Below are 13835 nucleotides of genomic sequence, written 5' to 3' on the forward strand. Positions count from 1 at the left end.
GAGGCCCCGCCGGATCCGCTCCGGCGGGGCCTTCGCGCGGGCGGGGTCACGTGGAACAGAAGAGTCATATAGTGCGCGGGTGAATGAACCGAAACGGCACGACGAGATGGCCGAGCTGGCGGGAATGGGCAGGCGGGAGCGCGCCTACCGGGTCCATCGCCCCTGGAAGCACGGCGAGTTGCTGCTGCTCCCGCTGGCGGGTGTCGGCGGCGGGGCGTACGCGGCGACGGCGTCCTGGTGGATGACCGCGCTGATCGTCGTGGCGGTCTTCGTAGCGGGCTTCACCGTCGTCCGGCGCATACCGCCGCGCAAGGGGCTGCGCCGCGTCACCCTCCATGAAGGCGGGTTGCTGCTCGTACGGGCCGGTGTGCCCGCCGTACCGCTGCCGTGGGACGCGATCGAGTCGACCGAGGTGGACCATGGGGACGTCGAGGTCAAGGGCGGCGTGGGCAGGATCGAGACGAGGGAACGGTTCGCGACCATCACCGTGCACCTCAAGAAGAAGCGGGAACCTCTGGTGCTGACCCACGTCGTGGGACAGCACCACCTGGCCAAGGACATCGAACAGGGCCTGCGCCCAGGGCTGTTGGAGCGGCTGCGCGGCACACTGGACGCCGAGGGCCGGGTCGCGCTGGGAGGTCTGACGGTGACCGAGGCCGGTCTGGAGCTGCCGAGTCCCGTCCGGGGCGGCCCGGCGATCGCCCTCGGCTGGGCGGAGCTGGCCGAGACCGGGGCCAACGGCCTGACGGAAGTACTGATCCGGCCGCGGGACGCGAAGGACCGCCGGATCAGGGTCCGCAACGCGACCGTCGTACGCGACTTCATCGAGGAGACCCGGTCACTGTCCGGCTGAACGGGGGCTCGATACCTCAGCCGTCAACGTTCGGGCAGAGGAATTCGATGGTGTTGATCATCTTCGGCTGACCTTCATCCCCGAGCCATGCAGGCCGAGCAGCCCGACGTGACCGGCCGGACAGTCCTGGATGATCGATTCCAAGGGGCCAGTGGTCATGGGCGGTCGGTGAGCACAGGCGAAGGAGGGGCCGCCGTCCGGTGTGATGGTGGGGCAAGAACGCGGCAGGTACTGCGGGGATTCGCCGCATGACGCGGGCGACGACACCGCCGGGGGTGCGTCCTCGGTGCTGTACGAGGCCGAGTTGGCCTTTGGCTCACGAAGCCCGGCTCGGGAATTCACCCACCGGGTGCGATGCGATAGGTTCCCGGCGTCTGGCCCATGGTGCGGCTGAACGTGTCGATGAACGCACTGGTCGTGGCCGCCCTGCTGTACTCGGCCATCGCCATCGGGTCGGTCGTGGCGGGGCTGTTCAGCGGATGGATCGGACGAGTGCGCCGCCAGGGCAGGGCGCTGGCCATCGCCGTCATCGTCTGGGCGTCGGCCATCGCCCTCGCGGGCACCGTTCATCAACTCCTCGCCGCCGTAGTCCTGCTGGCCGCTGCCGGAGCGGCGGACCTCGTCAGCGCGGTCTACCGCGTGACGATTTTGCAGACCTGCGCACCTGACGCCATGCGCGGCCGGCTGCAAGGCGTCTTCACCGTCGTCGTCGCCGGCGGTCCGCGCCTCGGAGACCTGCGTGCGGGCGCCATGGCCTCCGCCACCGGTCTCGGTGTCGCGTGGACAGGCAGTTCGCTGCTCTGCGTGGTCGTCGTCATCGTCGGCGCCCTGCTTGTACGGCCGTTCTGGCGCTACACCGTCACCCTGGCACCGCCGGCATCCCCACCGACGCGGCCCGAAGCCGCACACCAGCCATAGAACCGGCGCATCACGGCCGTCCCTCGTTCGTTCACCCGGAGATTCCAACCAAGGCGCCACGACCCGTACGCCGTCGCTCCACACCGAGGTGGTGGTGGCCAGGATCCGGTTGACGCTGCGCATCTGACCGGCGGCCTTGCGCAGCCGCTTGTTGTGGCCGGGCCGCTGGGGCGGGTAGGGGAAGAGGTGGCGCAGGCGGGCACGGGCATGGCGGAGCCATTCGGCCTCGGAGGTGCAGCCGAGTATGGTCCGCAACGTGGCGAGGGTGACCGGTTCGGCATCGCTCGGGCGGGGCGTAATGCCGACCGGCGGGCGCCACGGCGGCAGGTCGGAATGCTCCTTCAGCCTGTCGTCGGTCGTCGCTCCAGAGTGCTGTCGCGACGATCTTGGACACCCTCGTTCTCGTCTCGCAGGCACCCCTTGGACCACACCACCAGGAGGAACCAGTGTCATATCCGCGACTGCTCACCCCCGAGGAGAAGCTCGCCGACGCGAAGAAGCTGTTGAGCCTCCCGCGTACCGTCGTGATCTGCGGCTCCACCCGCTTCATGACCGAGATGAACGAGGCCGATCTGCGGGAGACCAGAGCCGGAAAGATCGTCGTCAAACCGGGCTGTGACATGAAGTCGCCGCACGAACTCTGGTCCGATCCTGTCGAGGCCGAGGCGCTGAAGGTTCGGCTCGACGATCTGCACCGGGCGAAGATCCGGCTCGCTGATGAGGTGCTCGTGGTCGGCGACTACATCGGAGACAGCACCCGAGCCGAAATCGCCTACGCCCGGTCGCTGGGCAAGCCCGTGCGGTTCACGCACCCCGAAGCCGACCCTGACGCCTGACCGCCCGCTGCCACCCCGACAACCAGGGCCGGCAGCCCGCCGCCTGACCGTCTCGCGGTGGCTACGGCCGCCACCCACCCCACACCCTCCTCCGCGGGCATCCCCTTGGAATTGATCATCCAGTGCTCCGACCGGCAAGGTTCACCGGACGAGGAGGACAGGCATGACGCGGAGAGCGTCGATGGATGAGGCCGTTGGACTGCTTGAGGGCGAACTCGGACCCCGGCCACCTGCCGCCCTGGTCACGGAGGACGTCTGGCTTGCGTTCCTCCGTTTCGGACGACGACGGTTCCACGTCCCGGGCACACCCGATGCCGACGGTCTTCTGTTCGAGTACGGCACCTACGCGTTCGACGGTCCTCGGACGTTCACACTGGACCTCAGCCGACAGTTCGAGGTCTCCGACAGCGATGGCGATCACGACCACTATGTACAGGTTCACTGCGAGCTTCGATACGGACTCGCGCCCGCCCTTGAAGCACTGGGAAGCTTCAACTCGTGGTTCTTCCACGATGCCGGAGATGATCTCGAAGCGTGGGCCCAGGGGCTGACCGGGCGGGCAGCCTGGACAGCGATCCACCGGCTCAAGCCGGCCGGGACCAGGGTGTACCAGGAGCGGGTGTAGCCGCTCAGGCCGCCATCGCGGTGGGACGTCCTCCCCACCACGGTGGACAGGCCGGCGGCCGAAGCGCCCACCACCAGAACGTCAGCGGGGGTACTCGGAAAAGCGTAAAGCGGTCCGACTGCCGCTCACAGCGGCCATCTGACGGCGTACGAGCGGAGGTTCGGAGCCGTGTGACGTGATCGGCCGGCGAGGAGGCCCGGTCAGGCGGCCGGCTGAGCGGGCGGGCGGTGCTCAGATTCCCGCCGTGACGCCTTTCAGCTCGGCGAGCGACTCGCGCATGAGCTGCGACAGGTCGCGCTCCTCACCGTCCTCGATCCAGCGCTCGAACGCGATCTTGAAGACGGCGATCCCCGCCTCGGCGGCCAGGCTCGCGGCCGGGTCGGCGACACCACGGGCGCGCAGTGTGCCGGCCATCGCCGACGCGAGTGAGGCGAGTTTGATCAGCTCCCGTTCCCGCAGCTCCGCGTTGGCGACGATGACGGCCTGACGCTGCCGGGAGTGCTCCCGGCGCCCGTCGAAGAACACGCCGACGCCCGCCAGTGCCCCGGCTATCGCGTCGATCGGCGCCGCACCGTCGGGCGCCCCCTCGACCCCGGCCACGAACAGGTCCTGGAACGCGCCCGAGGACCCGAACAGCACCTCGCGCTTGTCCGCGAAGTGCCGGAAGAACGTCCGCTCCGTGAGCCCCGCCCGCCGGGCGATCTCCGCCACCGCCGTCTGCTCGAAGCCGCGTGCGCTGTACAGCTCCAGGGCCGCCTGCTCCAGCCGTCCGCGCGCGTTGGGCTCCCATCGACTCATGTGCCCGATCCTACGTGACACCTCCCGGTGATGGCAGGCGCTGACATCAAGTGCTACGTTTGATGACAGCAACTGACATCGATCGGTTCCGCGTGCCACGCCCCCCCGGCACGGACGGTCGCTCACCAGGAGGTCCCCCATGCGTGTTTTCGTCACCGGAGCGTCCGGCTGGATCGGTTCCGCCGTCGTTCCCGAACTGCTCGGGGCGGGTCATCAGGTCGTCGGGCTCGCCCGCTCGGACGCCTCCGCCGAGGCGCTCGCCGCCGCCGGGGCCGAGGTGCGGCGCGGCTCGCTCGACGATCTCGACGCTCTGCGCGAGACCGCCGCCGCGTCGGACGGCGTGATCCATCTGGCCTTCAAGCACGACATCGCGTTCGCCGGGGACTTCAAGGGCGCCTCCGACGCGGACCGCCGCGCCGTCGACGCCCTCGGCGAGGCGCTCGCGGGCTCCGGCCGGCCGCTCGTCATCGCCTCCGGGACGATCGGGGTGACCCCGGGACGCCTGGCGACCGAGAAGGACTCCGCCGATCCGTCGGTCTCGCCCCGGTCCGCCACCGCCGACGCCACGCTCGCCCTCGCCGACCGGGGCGTCCGCTCGGCGGTCCTGCGCCTGGCGCCGACGGTCCACGGCAGGGGGGACATCGGCTTCGTCGCGACCCTGATCTCCATCGCCCGCGCCAAGGGGGTCTCCGGCTACATCGGTGACGGCGCCAACCGCTGGCCGGCCGTGCACCGCCTCGACGCCGCGACGCTGTTCCGGCTGGCCGTGGAGAAGGCTCCGGCGGGATCGGTGCTGCACGGGGTCGCGGAGGAGGGCGTGCCGCTCCGCGTCATCGCCGAGACCATCGGCCACCACCTCGGCCTCCCGGTGGAGTCGGTCTCCCCCGAGGACGCGGGCGCGCACTTCGGCTGGCTGGCCGATTTCCTGAAGGTCGACAGCCCGTCCTCCAACACCCTGACCCGCGAGCTGCTCGGCTGGCGGCCGACGGGCCCCGGCCTCATCGCCGACCTCGATGAGGGGCACTACTTCGACGAACGGTGACGAGCCGGTCGGCCGAACGCGCGGCGGGACCGCGCGTTCAGCCACCGTGCGGCCCCCGCACCCGCCCCCGTCCCTACGGCGTCAGCGACTTGAGCCGGGAGGGGACCTCCGCGTCCCGTACCACCGCGAGCCGCTGGGTGGCCCGGGTCAGGGCGACGTACAGGTCGTTGGTGCCGCGCGGCGAGCCGTCCATGATGGCCTCGGGGTCGACGACCACGACCGTGTCGAACTCCAGGCCCTTCGCCCGGCGGGCGTCGAGCAGGACCACCGGGCGGGTGAGGTCGGGGGTGGCCGCCCAGGAGGCGTCGGGGAGTTCGGCGGCGAGGGCGGGCAGCAGCGCGGTGGGGGCGATGACCGCGAGCCGGCCCTCGACCGGATGGTCCGAGACGAGGGACGTCGCCATCTCCCTCGCCCTGCGGGCGAGTTCGGCCGGGAGCGCGGACCGTACGACCGGGCCGGTGCCCGTCGACCGTACCGAGGTGGGCGGCTCGAAGAGCGGGTCCGCCGTACGCCGCACCTCGGCGGCGACCTCCATGATCTCGGCGGGCGTACGGTAGTTGACGCCCAGCCTGGTCAGCTCCCAGCGGCTCTGGACGTACGGCTCCAGGATCTGGTCCCAGGAGTCGCAGCCCGCCGCGTCGCCGGTCTGGGCGGGGTCGCCGACCAGGGTCATGGAGCGGCTCGGACAGCGGCGCATCAGCAACCGCCAGGCCATGGCGGACAGTTCCTGCGCCTCGTCCACCACGATATGGCCGAAGGCCCAGGTGCGGTCGGCGGCGGCCCGCTCGGCGGCGGTGCGGGTGTCGGCCTCCTCGTGCCGGTCGGCGAAGCGGTCGGCGTCGATGATGTCGTGGGCGGCGAGGACCTCGGACTCGTCGTCGTCCTTGTCCTCGAACTCCTGGGTACGGGAGCCGTACGACAGCTCCAGCACGCCCCGCGCGTAGTCGATCCGCTCCTGGCGCTCGCGCGCCGCCTCCGCGCGGGCCGCCGAGTCGTCCTCGCCGAGGAGTTCGGCCGCCTCGTCCAGCAGCGGCACATCGGCGGGGGTCCAGTCGTCGATGACGTCCGTGCCGGTTCGGGTACCGGCCCGGCGTACGGCGGCGGCGTCGCGCGGGGCGAGCCGGCCGGGGTCGGCCAGGAAGTCCGCGACGAGCCGCCGCGGGGTGAGCGTGGGCCAGAGCGTGTCGATGGCGGCCTGGACCTCGCGGCTGGTGGCGATGTCCTTGCCCAGCTGGGCGATGTCGGAGGCGTCGAGGAGGTTGGGGCCGCCCAGCGGATCGGCGCCGATCCGGTCCGTGAGCTGTTCGGTCAGCGCGTCGATGATCCGGAAGGCGAAGACGGGCCGGGCCAGATTGTGCGGCAGTCCGGTGTCCCTGGCGCGCTGCCGGGCCTCGCGGGCCGTGTCGCGGTCGAGCGTCAGCGTGCCGTGGTCCTCGTGCCGGATCTCCAGTTCGGGATCGGGCAGGGTCTGCCGGTCGCGTACCTCCTCGGCCAGCACCCGCGCCATGTCGGCCCGGCCCTTGACCTCGGCCGCCTCGGGGGTGTCCGTACCGGTGGCGACCACGCCGGGGAACAGTTCCCCGACCGTCGCCAGCAGCACCCCGCTCTCGCCGAGCGAGGGCAGCACCTCGCCGATGTAGCCGAGGAAGGCCGGGTTCGGTCCGACGATCAGCACCGCGCGGCGGGCGAGCTGCTCGCGGTGGGCGTAGAGCAGATACGCGGCCCGGTGCAGCGCGACGGCGGTCTTGCCGGTGCCGGGGCCGCCCTCGACCACCAGCACTCCCTGGTGCGGGGCGCGGATGATGCGGTCCTGTTCGGCCTGGATGGTCTGCACGATGTCGCTCATCCGGCCCGTACGCGCGGAGTTGAGCGCGGACAGGAGCACGGCATCGGCGTCCGGGTTCTCGTATCCGGTGCGGGTGGTGTCGTTGAGATCCATGATCTCGTCGTGCAGCGCGGTGACCTCGCGCCCCCGGGTGGTGATGTGGCGGCGTCGGCGCAGCCCCATCGGGGTGTGGCCGGTGGCCAGATAGAAGGGGCGCGCCACCGGGGCCCGCCAGTCGATGAGCAGCGGGGTGCGCTCGCTGTTGTCCCGGCGCATGCCGATACGGCCGATGTGCCGGGTCGCGCCCCCGCCCTCACCGGGACCGGCCTCGCCTTCGGCATCGCCCGCGGCGCCGTCCGCGAAGTCGAGCCGGCCGAAGCAGAGGCCGGATTCCACCGCGTTCAGCCGCGCCACCAGGCCGGACTGTTCCGCGACGCTGATGTCACGCTCGACACGGGCCTGGCGCACCGTGGTGACCTGGCCGGTCGCCGACTCCACGGCGGTCTCGGCCTGCTCTCTGAGAGCGTCGAGCCGCTCGTGGAGGAGGGAGACGAATTGCTGTTCGCTCTGCAATTCCTCGGTTGACAATTCAGCCCCTGTTCGATACGCTGTTGCTTACTGCTTTGGTATGTTTCTTTTGATTCATTCCACGCAAACAATCAATATAGACAGAAGCGCACCCCGGCCGTCAATTCGGTTCCGGGGTGTTTTTGTGCGCGCTTGACGCCGGAGGGGAGGCCGCCCCCCTGCCTCGGTATACTCGCTGTATGCAAGCCTCGGGATCCAGGGGCCGGATCGATTCAAGGGGGCCGTGGTGACGTCGGGCCGGGAGAAGGCGTACGCGTACCTCAAGGAGAACGTCCTCACCGACCCGGACCGGCAGGACGAGTTCCTCTCCGAGCAGGAGCTGGCCGACCGCCTCGGGCTCTCCCGTACCCCCATCCGCGAGGCGCTGCTGCTGCTCGCCGCCGAGGACCTGGTACGGCTGGTCCCCCGGCGCGGCGCGCAGATCGTGCCGTTGTCGGGGCGCGAGATCACCGAGCTGATGGAGCTGCGCGGCATCGTCGAGCGGTACGCGGCCGAGCAGATCATCCCCGGCGGCCGGGCCCCCCTGGCGGAACTGACCGGACTGCTCGACCGCCAGCGCGCCCTGAGCGGGCCCGAGCACGCCAAGGAGTTCATCGCCGTGGACCATCTCTTCCACGCGACGATGGTCGCCGCCGCGGGCAACACCCTCCTCAGCCGCCATTACGACGGCCTGCGCAGCCGGCAGATCCGGGCCGGGGTGGTCGCCCTGTACAACCAGCACGGCCGCCAGCAGTCCGTGCTGACCGAGCATCAGGCGATCCTGGAGGCCATCGCGGCCGACGACCGGGGGGCCGCCCGGACGGCGATCGACAGCCACCTGGAGACGACCCTCAAGGTGCTGCTCGCCGGTTAGGACCCGTCCGAGCGTGTTTTCGGGTCAGGCCGACGGCAGCCGCCGGTTGGCCAGGACCGGGATGGTCCGGCGGACGGCGGCGACCTCGGCCAGGTCCAGGTCGGCGAGGAGCATGCCCGGTCCGTCCTCCAGGCTGTGCCGCACGGTTCCGTCCGGCCCGATGACCGCGCTGCGGCCGATCCCGGTCGGCGCGTTCGAGGTCGCCGGGATACCGGACGCCGCCGGGTCGGCCTGGCCGACGGCGGCGAGCCAGAGCGTCGCGTCGAGTGCGCGGGCACGGGTCAGCAGCTCCCACTGCTCGCGCTTGCCGGGCCCGGCGCCCCAGGAGGCGAGCAGCAGCGAGAGCCGCGCGCCCGCGTCGGCGTGGGCCCGGAAGAGTTCGGGGAAGCGGACGTCGTAGCAGGTGGCGAGGCCGACGCGGGCGCCGTCGACCTCGATGGTGACGACCTGCGAGCCCGGCTCCACGGAGTCCGACTCGGCATAGCCGAAGGCGTCGAAGAGGTGGATCTTGTCGTAGGCGGCCTCGACCCCGGGGCCGGTGGCGAGCAGGGTGTTGGCCACCTTTCCGTCCGGGCCCGGGGTGAACATGCCGGCCACCACGACGAGTCCGGTCTCCTCGGCGATCCGCCGGACACCGGTCGCCCAGGGGCCGTCGAGGGGTTCGGCGAGCGGGGCGAGGGGCGTTCCGAAGCAGGCCATCGCGGCCTCGGGGAAGACGACGATCCGGGCGTCCCCGTCCGCCGCGCGGCGGGCCTGTTCGGCCAGGAGCTTGAGGTTGTGCTCGGGGTCGGGGCCGGTGGTGATCTGGCTCAGGGCGATACGCATGGAAGGTCGCTTTCCTTGTCTCACGCCCCCACGCGAGCGGGGGTTCGGGTGCACGGGGGGGAGCGCGGGTGGATACGGGTGCGGGTGCCGGGTGCGGGTGCCGGGTTTTCCGGATGGTCTCAGGCGGTGGCGCCCCCCGGCGAGGGGACGGGCTGCTCGGCGGCGCTCCCGGGCGCGGTCAGATCGTCGTCGTCGGTCCCGTCCCGGCCCAGACACAGGCCGGTGACCGTGAGCACGGCGGTGACCGCGACGTACAGGGCCAGCGGGATCCACGACTTGTAGGAGTCGAGCAGCGCGGTGAACAGCAGGGGCGCGATGGCGCCGCCCACCACCCCGGCCAGGGTGTAGGCGAGCGAGGATCCGGTGTAGCGCAGCCTCGGGGAGAACTGTTCGGCGATGAAGGCCGCCTGCGGCCCGTACATCAGCGAATGGAGGGCCAGCGCCACGACCACCCCGACCACGAGCAGCGGCCAGCTCCCGCCGCTCGCCATGGGGAAGAACAGGAACGGCCACACCCCGGCGCCCACGGCGGAAACCCCGTACAGGAGGCGGCGGTTGACGCGGTCGGAGAGGGCGCCGGCGAGCGGGATGAGGAAGACCTGGAGCGAGGAGCCGATGAGTACGGCGGCCAGGGCGGAGCCGCGTGACATGCCGAGTTCGCCCGTCGCGTAGGTGAGTACGAAGACGGTGAACAGCGCGTACAGCACGTCGGGGGCGATCCGGCTGAGGATCGCCGCCACCAGCGCGCGGGGGTGCGTGGTGAAGACCTCGCGGATCGGCGCCTCGGGGCGGGTCTTCTCGGCCTCCATCGCCTGGAAGACGGGCGTCTCCTCCAGCTTCGCGCGGATCCACAGGCCGAAGAAGACCAGCACGCCGGAGAGCAGGAACGCCACCCGCCAGCCCCAGGAGAGGAACTGACTCTCCGTCAGCACGGCGCCGAGGAGCGCCAGTACGCCGTTGGCCATGAGGTTGCCGGCCGGCGGGCCGATCTGGGCGGCCGAGGCGTAGAAGCCGCGCCGGCGCGGATCGCCGAACTCGCTGGACAGCAGTACGGCGCCGCCCCACTCGCCGCCGACCCCGACGCCCTGCGCGAAGCGGAGGATCACCAGGGCGATGGGCGCCGCGACACCGATCGTGGCGTACGAGGGCAGCACGCCGATCAGGAGGGTGGCGACCCCGATCAGCACGAGCGTCGCGATGAGGACCTTCTTGCGGCCGATCTTGTCCCCGAGGCGGCCGAAGACGAATCCGCCGAGCGGCCGCGACACATAGCCGACGGCGTAGGTGGAGAAGGCCAGCAGGGTGCCGGTGGCGGGGTCCTCGGAGGGGAAGAAGACATCGCCGAAGACCAGCGCCGCGGCCACGGAGTAGATGGCGAAGTCGTACCACTCCAGGGCGGTCCCGGTCAGGCTCGCGAAGAAGGCGCGGCGGACCGCGGACGCCCCCGGCGGCCGCTTGTCCCCGTCCCCGTCCGGGCTCCCGCTCACGTCCGTACTCGTACCCACGTCTGTGCCTGTGCCGTTCTTCACGTTGTCCGTCCTTCGGGAGGCGCACTGTCGACCTTCTGGCATACTTCTTGTATACAGGTCGTATGCGCAAGCCTTCCGCGCAAAGTTAAACCGACCGTCACATGGGGGGTGGGTGAGGAGCGGGGCTGGGCGCGTGCGCAGACACGCGTGCCCAGCCCCGCGACGCCGCCCCCCGTGTGCCGGTCGGTGTGAACCTCGCCGATACCGCGACCGATGTGGAGAAACCCATGGCGCAGCTGACCTTCGAACTTCCCGACGGCACCACCAGGTCCGTCGATGTCGTCCAGGTGCTCAACGCGGGCTACGCGGGACGCAGCCAGGACGATGTGGCCGCGCACGTCGCCGAGCTGGCCGAACTGGGGGTGCCCGCGCCCTCCGTGACGCCCGCGCTCTACCCCGTGTCGCCGTACCTCGCCCAGCACACGGACCGGGTCAGCGTGCAGCACGGGCGCACCTCGGGCGAGGCCGAATGGGCCCTGGTGGTGGACGGTACGGGGGAGCTGCTCCTGACGGCGGCCTGCGACCACACCGATCGCGAGCTGGAGGTGCACGGGGTGGCGTGGAGCAAGAACGCGAGCCCGGATGTGCTGGCCCGGCGGGCCTGGCTCCTGGCCGATGTGCAGGACCGGCTGGACGGGCTGACGCTGCGGGCCTGGGTGGGCCGGGACGGCGAGGAGAGCGTCATCCAGGACGGCACGCTGGCGGAGCTGCTGACCCCGGCGTACTGGGCCGAGGTGCTGCGGGAGCGCGGCGACCTGGTGCCGGGGACGGTGCTGATCTCCGGCACGATCCCGATGGTGGAGGGCGTCGACCAGTTCGCCGACCGGTGGCGGGTGGAGCTGGCCGATCCGGCCACCGGGGACACGATCGGCCTCGCCTACGACGTGGTGCGGATGCCCGTGCCGATCGGCTGAGCCGGGCCGGTGGCCGGGCCGGGCGGCTCGTACCGGCCGCGCGCCCGGTACAGACGGGTGTAGGCGCCGTCGGCGGCGAGGAGTTCGTGGTGCGTGCCGGATTCGACGATCCGGCCCTCGTCCAGGACGAGGATCCGGTCCGCGTCCGGGGCGAGCCCCAGATCGTGCGTGATCATGAGGGTCGTACGGCCCGCCATCAGCCGGCGCAGCGGGCCCATGACACGGCGCGCGGCGAGGGCGTCCAGGCCGGTGGTGGGTTCGTCCAGGACGAGTACGGGCGCGTCGCGCAGCATCGCGCGGGCGATCGCGAGGCGCTGCGACTGGCCGCCGGAGAGCCGGGCGGTGTGCGGGTCGATCGGGGTGTCGTAACCGTCGGGGAGCGCCACGACGAACTCGTGGGCGGCGGCGGCCCGGGCCGCGCCGACGATCTCCTCGTCGGTGGCGCCCTGCCGCCCGCAGGCGATGTTCTCGCGGATCGTGTCGTGCAGGATGAGCGTCTCCTGCGGCAGCAGGGTGACGTTCTCGCGCAGGAACGCGAGAGGCAGCGCGGGCAGCGGGACGCCGTCGAGCCGTACCGTCCCCTCCTCCGGGTCGTAGAAGCGCGGGAGCAGCCCGGAGACGGTCGACTTGCCGGCGCCGCTGGCACCGGTGATCAGCGTGAACTCTCCCGGGTAGAGCGTGAACGTGATCCCGTCGAGGGTCCGCGCCGCAGCCCCGGGGTAGCGGAAGCCGACCCGGTCGAACTCCACGACGCCCCGTACCGGCCAGGGCGCTGCGGCCCGGCCGGGCGGCGGGTCGGTGACGGCGGGTTCGGCGTCGAGGATGTCGAGCAGCCGTTCCGCGCCGGCGGTCGCGGCGGTGAGGGTGAGGCCGAGCTGTCCGAGGTTTCTGACGGGCGGGTAGAGGTAGCCGAGGAACGCGGCGAAGGCGAGGAGCTGGCCGATGGTCATCCGGCCCCGGGAGATCTCCCATGCGCCGATCCCGATGACGGCGAGGACGCACACAGTCTCGATGACCTCGACGAGCTGCTCGTAGCGCTCACTCATCCGCGCGCCGGTCACGGACGCGCGCATCCAGGCGCGCGCCTCGCGGTGCAGGCGCTTCTCCTCGGCCGCCTTGCGGTGGTACGCCTGGGTGAGGACGACATGGCCGAGCGACTCCTCGACGACGGAGGTGATCGCGCCGTCGGCGGCCCGTTCCTGGCGGGCGACCGCCTTGATCCGGCCCGAGAAGCCCTTGGCCGCCAGCCAGAACAGCGGCGCGAGGACGAACGCGGCCAGCGCCAGATCCCAGCGGAGCCAGAAGGCGGCGGCGGAGAAGAAGAGCGTGCCGAAGACGGCCGAGACGGTGCCGACGACTCCCGACACCACCATCCGCTCGACGGCCTCGATATCGCCGGTGAGCCGTTCGACCAGGTCACCGGTGCGATGGCGGGCGAAGAAGTCCGGGGGCAGATCCTGGACATGGCCGAAGACGCGGGCGCGCAGCCGCAGGACGAAGCGCTCCGCCGTCCAGGCGGCGAGCGAGTTGCCGGTGTACGCGACGCCCGCGCCGAAGACCGCCACGGCGAGCCACTGCCCGGCGGGCGACCAGAACGCGTCGAGGGAGCCCTGCTGGAGGGCGTTGTCGGTGAGGTCGGCGAAGAGGAGGATCGCGGCGGTCTCGGTGAGCGCGGCGACGATCACGCAGCCGCAGATCAGCGCGAGCCAGCGGCGGTCGCCTCTGGTCAGCGGCCAGAAGCGGGCGAAGGCGGCACGGGCGGAGAGCCCGGGGCCGCCGGGCCGTGAATCGGCGGGCGGCGCGGACTCGGGCTCGGGGTCCGGGGCGTGGTCCGGCGCGGGTGTGGTCATGGCTGCCGGTCCGGCCGCCTTGCGGTGGCGGCCACCGCCGGTCCCGTACCGCCGCGGCGGCACGCTCGGCCCTTCCTGGTACGGCGTCACCGCGCTCCCCACTCTCCTCGCTCCTCGTCCGTCCCAGCGGCGGGCGGGTCCGCGGCGCGATGCCGCGAACCCGCCATGATGTCGCCGGTATCCCTGTGTCAGCAGCGTCGAATACCGCTCCCGTGCCGTGCGGTTCAGCCGCCGATCGGGCGGCGGTGCGAGGGCTGCCGCTGCGACTTCTTCGCGGGGGCCTGCTTCTTCGCCGGGGCCTCCTGCTCGCGGTGGCCCTTCTTGGCGGCGGGCTTCAGCGGGGTGATGTGGCGCAGGCTCATGGTGTTCTCCCTGTTGC

13 protein-coding genes and 2 pseudogenes are annotated in these 13835 nt (G+C 71.6%); 7 read left to right on the forward strand and 8 right to left on the reverse strand.

Annotation, left to right across the window (positions count from 1 at the left end; all coding sequences use genetic code 11):
- The first annotated feature begins 79 nt into the window (after positions 1-79).
- Positions 80-853, forward strand: coding sequence for a hypothetical protein (locus OG627_RS09010; protein WP_329063177.1), 774 nt, complete (start codon positions 80-82; stop codon positions 851-853).
- 151 nt (positions 854-1004) lie between these two features.
- Here the strand turns inward: OG627_RS09010 and OG627_RS35455 are convergent.
- Positions 1005-1166, reverse strand: a pseudogene (locus OG627_RS35455) (IS982 family transposase); the annotation flags it as partial.
- 83 nt (positions 1167-1249) lie between these two features.
- Between OG627_RS35455 and OG627_RS09015 the strand changes: the two are divergent.
- A complete protein-coding gene (locus OG627_RS09015; protein WP_329063179.1) occupies positions 1250-1771 on the forward strand; it encodes a hypothetical protein in 522 nt (173 codons plus the stop codon).
- Between the two features lie 57 nt (positions 1772-1828).
- Here OG627_RS09015 and OG627_RS35460 read toward each other — a convergent pair.
- Positions 1829-2188, reverse strand: a pseudogene (locus tag OG627_RS35460) (hypothetical protein); the annotation flags it as partial.
- A 29-nt stretch (positions 2189-2217) separates the two neighbouring features.
- Here OG627_RS35460 and OG627_RS09020 point away from each other — a divergent pair.
- Together OG627_RS09020 and OG627_RS09025 are read left to right on the forward strand one after the other, a co-directional pair.
- Positions 2218-2607, forward strand: coding sequence for a hypothetical protein (locus tag OG627_RS09020; RefSeq protein WP_329063181.1), 390 nt, complete (start codon positions 2218-2220; stop codon positions 2605-2607).
- Between the two features lie 163 nt (positions 2608-2770).
- Positions 2771-3232, forward strand: a complete 462-nt coding sequence (locus tag OG627_RS09025) for a hypothetical protein (protein ID WP_329063183.1) — start codon at positions 2771-2773, stop codon at positions 3230-3232.
- Between the two features lie 231 nt (positions 3233-3463).
- On the opposite strand, the gene OG627_RS09030 is transcribed toward OG627_RS09025, so the two are convergent.
- Positions 3464-4030 (reverse strand): TetR family transcriptional regulator, encoded by a 567-nt coding sequence (locus tag OG627_RS09030; protein ID WP_329063185.1) that lies wholly within the window; start codon positions 4028-4030, stop codon positions 3464-3466.
- A gap of 139 nt (positions 4031-4169) precedes the next feature.
- Between OG627_RS09030 and OG627_RS09035 the strand changes: the two genes are divergently transcribed.
- Complete coding sequence (locus OG627_RS09035; RefSeq protein ID WP_329063187.1) at positions 4170-5072, forward strand: SDR family oxidoreductase; 903 nt, start codon at positions 4170-4172, stop codon at positions 5070-5072.
- A gap of 73 nt (positions 5073-5145) precedes the next feature.
- Here OG627_RS09035 and OG627_RS09040 read toward each other — a convergent pair whose 3' ends face one another.
- Complete coding sequence (locus tag OG627_RS09040) at positions 5146-7485, reverse strand: HelD family protein (protein ID WP_329063189.1); 2340 nt, start codon at positions 7483-7485, stop codon at positions 5146-5148.
- A gap of 226 nt (positions 7486-7711) precedes the next feature.
- Between OG627_RS09040 and OG627_RS09045 the strand changes: the two genes are divergently transcribed.
- The gene (locus OG627_RS09045) at positions 7712-8338 is read left to right on the forward strand and encodes a GntR family transcriptional regulator (RefSeq protein ID WP_329063190.1); all 627 of its coding nucleotides are present in this window, start codon (positions 7712-7714) and stop codon (positions 8336-8338) included.
- A gap of 24 nt (positions 8339-8362) precedes the next feature.
- Here OG627_RS09045 and OG627_RS09050 read toward each other — a convergent pair whose 3' ends face one another.
- Together OG627_RS09050 and OG627_RS09055 are read right to left on the reverse strand one after the other, a co-directional pair.
- Positions 8363-9163, reverse strand: a complete 801-nt coding sequence (locus OG627_RS09050; RefSeq protein WP_329063193.1) for a carbon-nitrogen hydrolase family protein — start codon at positions 9161-9163, stop codon at positions 8363-8365.
- Between the two features lie 119 nt (positions 9164-9282).
- On the reverse strand, positions 9283-10650 hold the full coding sequence (locus OG627_RS09055; RefSeq protein ID WP_329072519.1) for an MFS transporter: 1368 nt from the start codon (positions 10648-10650) through the stop codon (positions 9283-9285).
- Between the two features lie 269 nt (positions 10651-10919).
- On the opposite strand from OG627_RS09055, the gene OG627_RS09060 reads away from it, so the two are divergent.
- On the forward strand, positions 10920-11606 hold the full coding sequence (locus tag OG627_RS09060) for a DUF2848 domain-containing protein (protein ID WP_329063195.1): 687 nt from the start codon (positions 10920-10922) through the stop codon (positions 11604-11606).
- On the opposite strand, the gene OG627_RS09065 is transcribed toward OG627_RS09060, so the two are convergent.
- Complete coding sequence (locus OG627_RS09065; RefSeq protein WP_329072521.1) at positions 11570-13456, reverse strand: ABC transporter ATP-binding protein; 1887 nt, start codon at positions 13454-13456, stop codon at positions 11570-11572. The two genes, OG627_RS09060 and OG627_RS09065, sit on opposite strands and share 37 nt — an antisense overlap.
- Before the next feature lie 224 nt (positions 13457-13680).
- On the reverse strand, positions 13681-13818 hold the full coding sequence (locus OG627_RS09070; RefSeq protein ID WP_329063197.1) for a hypothetical protein: 138 nt from the start codon (positions 13816-13818) through the stop codon (positions 13681-13683).
- Positions 13819-13835 lie beyond the last annotated feature (17 nt).

The organism is Streptomyces sp. NBC_01429, assembly GCF_036231945.1.
In the GTDB taxonomy this organism is placed as follows: Bacteria; Actinomycetota; Actinomycetes; order Streptomycetales; family Streptomycetaceae; genus Streptomyces.

Coding starts and splice junctions, on each gene's coding strand:
- OG627_RS09070 (WP_329063197.1), bottom strand. CDS start 13,818: ATGAGCCTGCGCCACATCACCCCGCTGAAGCCCGCCGCCAAGAAGGGC.
- OG627_RS09065 (WP_329072521.1), bottom strand. CDS start 13,456: ATGACCACACCCGCGCCGGACCACGCCCCGGACCCCGAGCCCGAGTCC.
- OG627_RS09060 (WP_329063195.1), top strand. CDS start 10,920: ATGGCGCAGCTGACCTTCGAACTTCCCGACGGCACCACCAGGTCCGTC.
- OG627_RS09030 (WP_329063185.1), bottom strand. CDS start 4,030: ATGAGTCGATGGGAGCCCAACGCGCGCGGACGGCTGGAGCAGGCGGCC.
- OG627_RS09050 (WP_329063193.1), bottom strand. CDS start 9,163: ATGCGTATCGCCCTGAGCCAGATCACCACCGGCCCCGACCCCGAGCAC.
- OG627_RS09035 (WP_329063187.1), top strand. CDS start 4,170: ATGCGTGTTTTCGTCACCGGAGCGTCCGGCTGGATCGGTTCCGCCGTC.
- OG627_RS09025 (WP_329063183.1), top strand. CDS start 2,771: ATGACGCGGAGAGCGTCGATGGATGAGGCCGTTGGACTGCTTGAGGGC.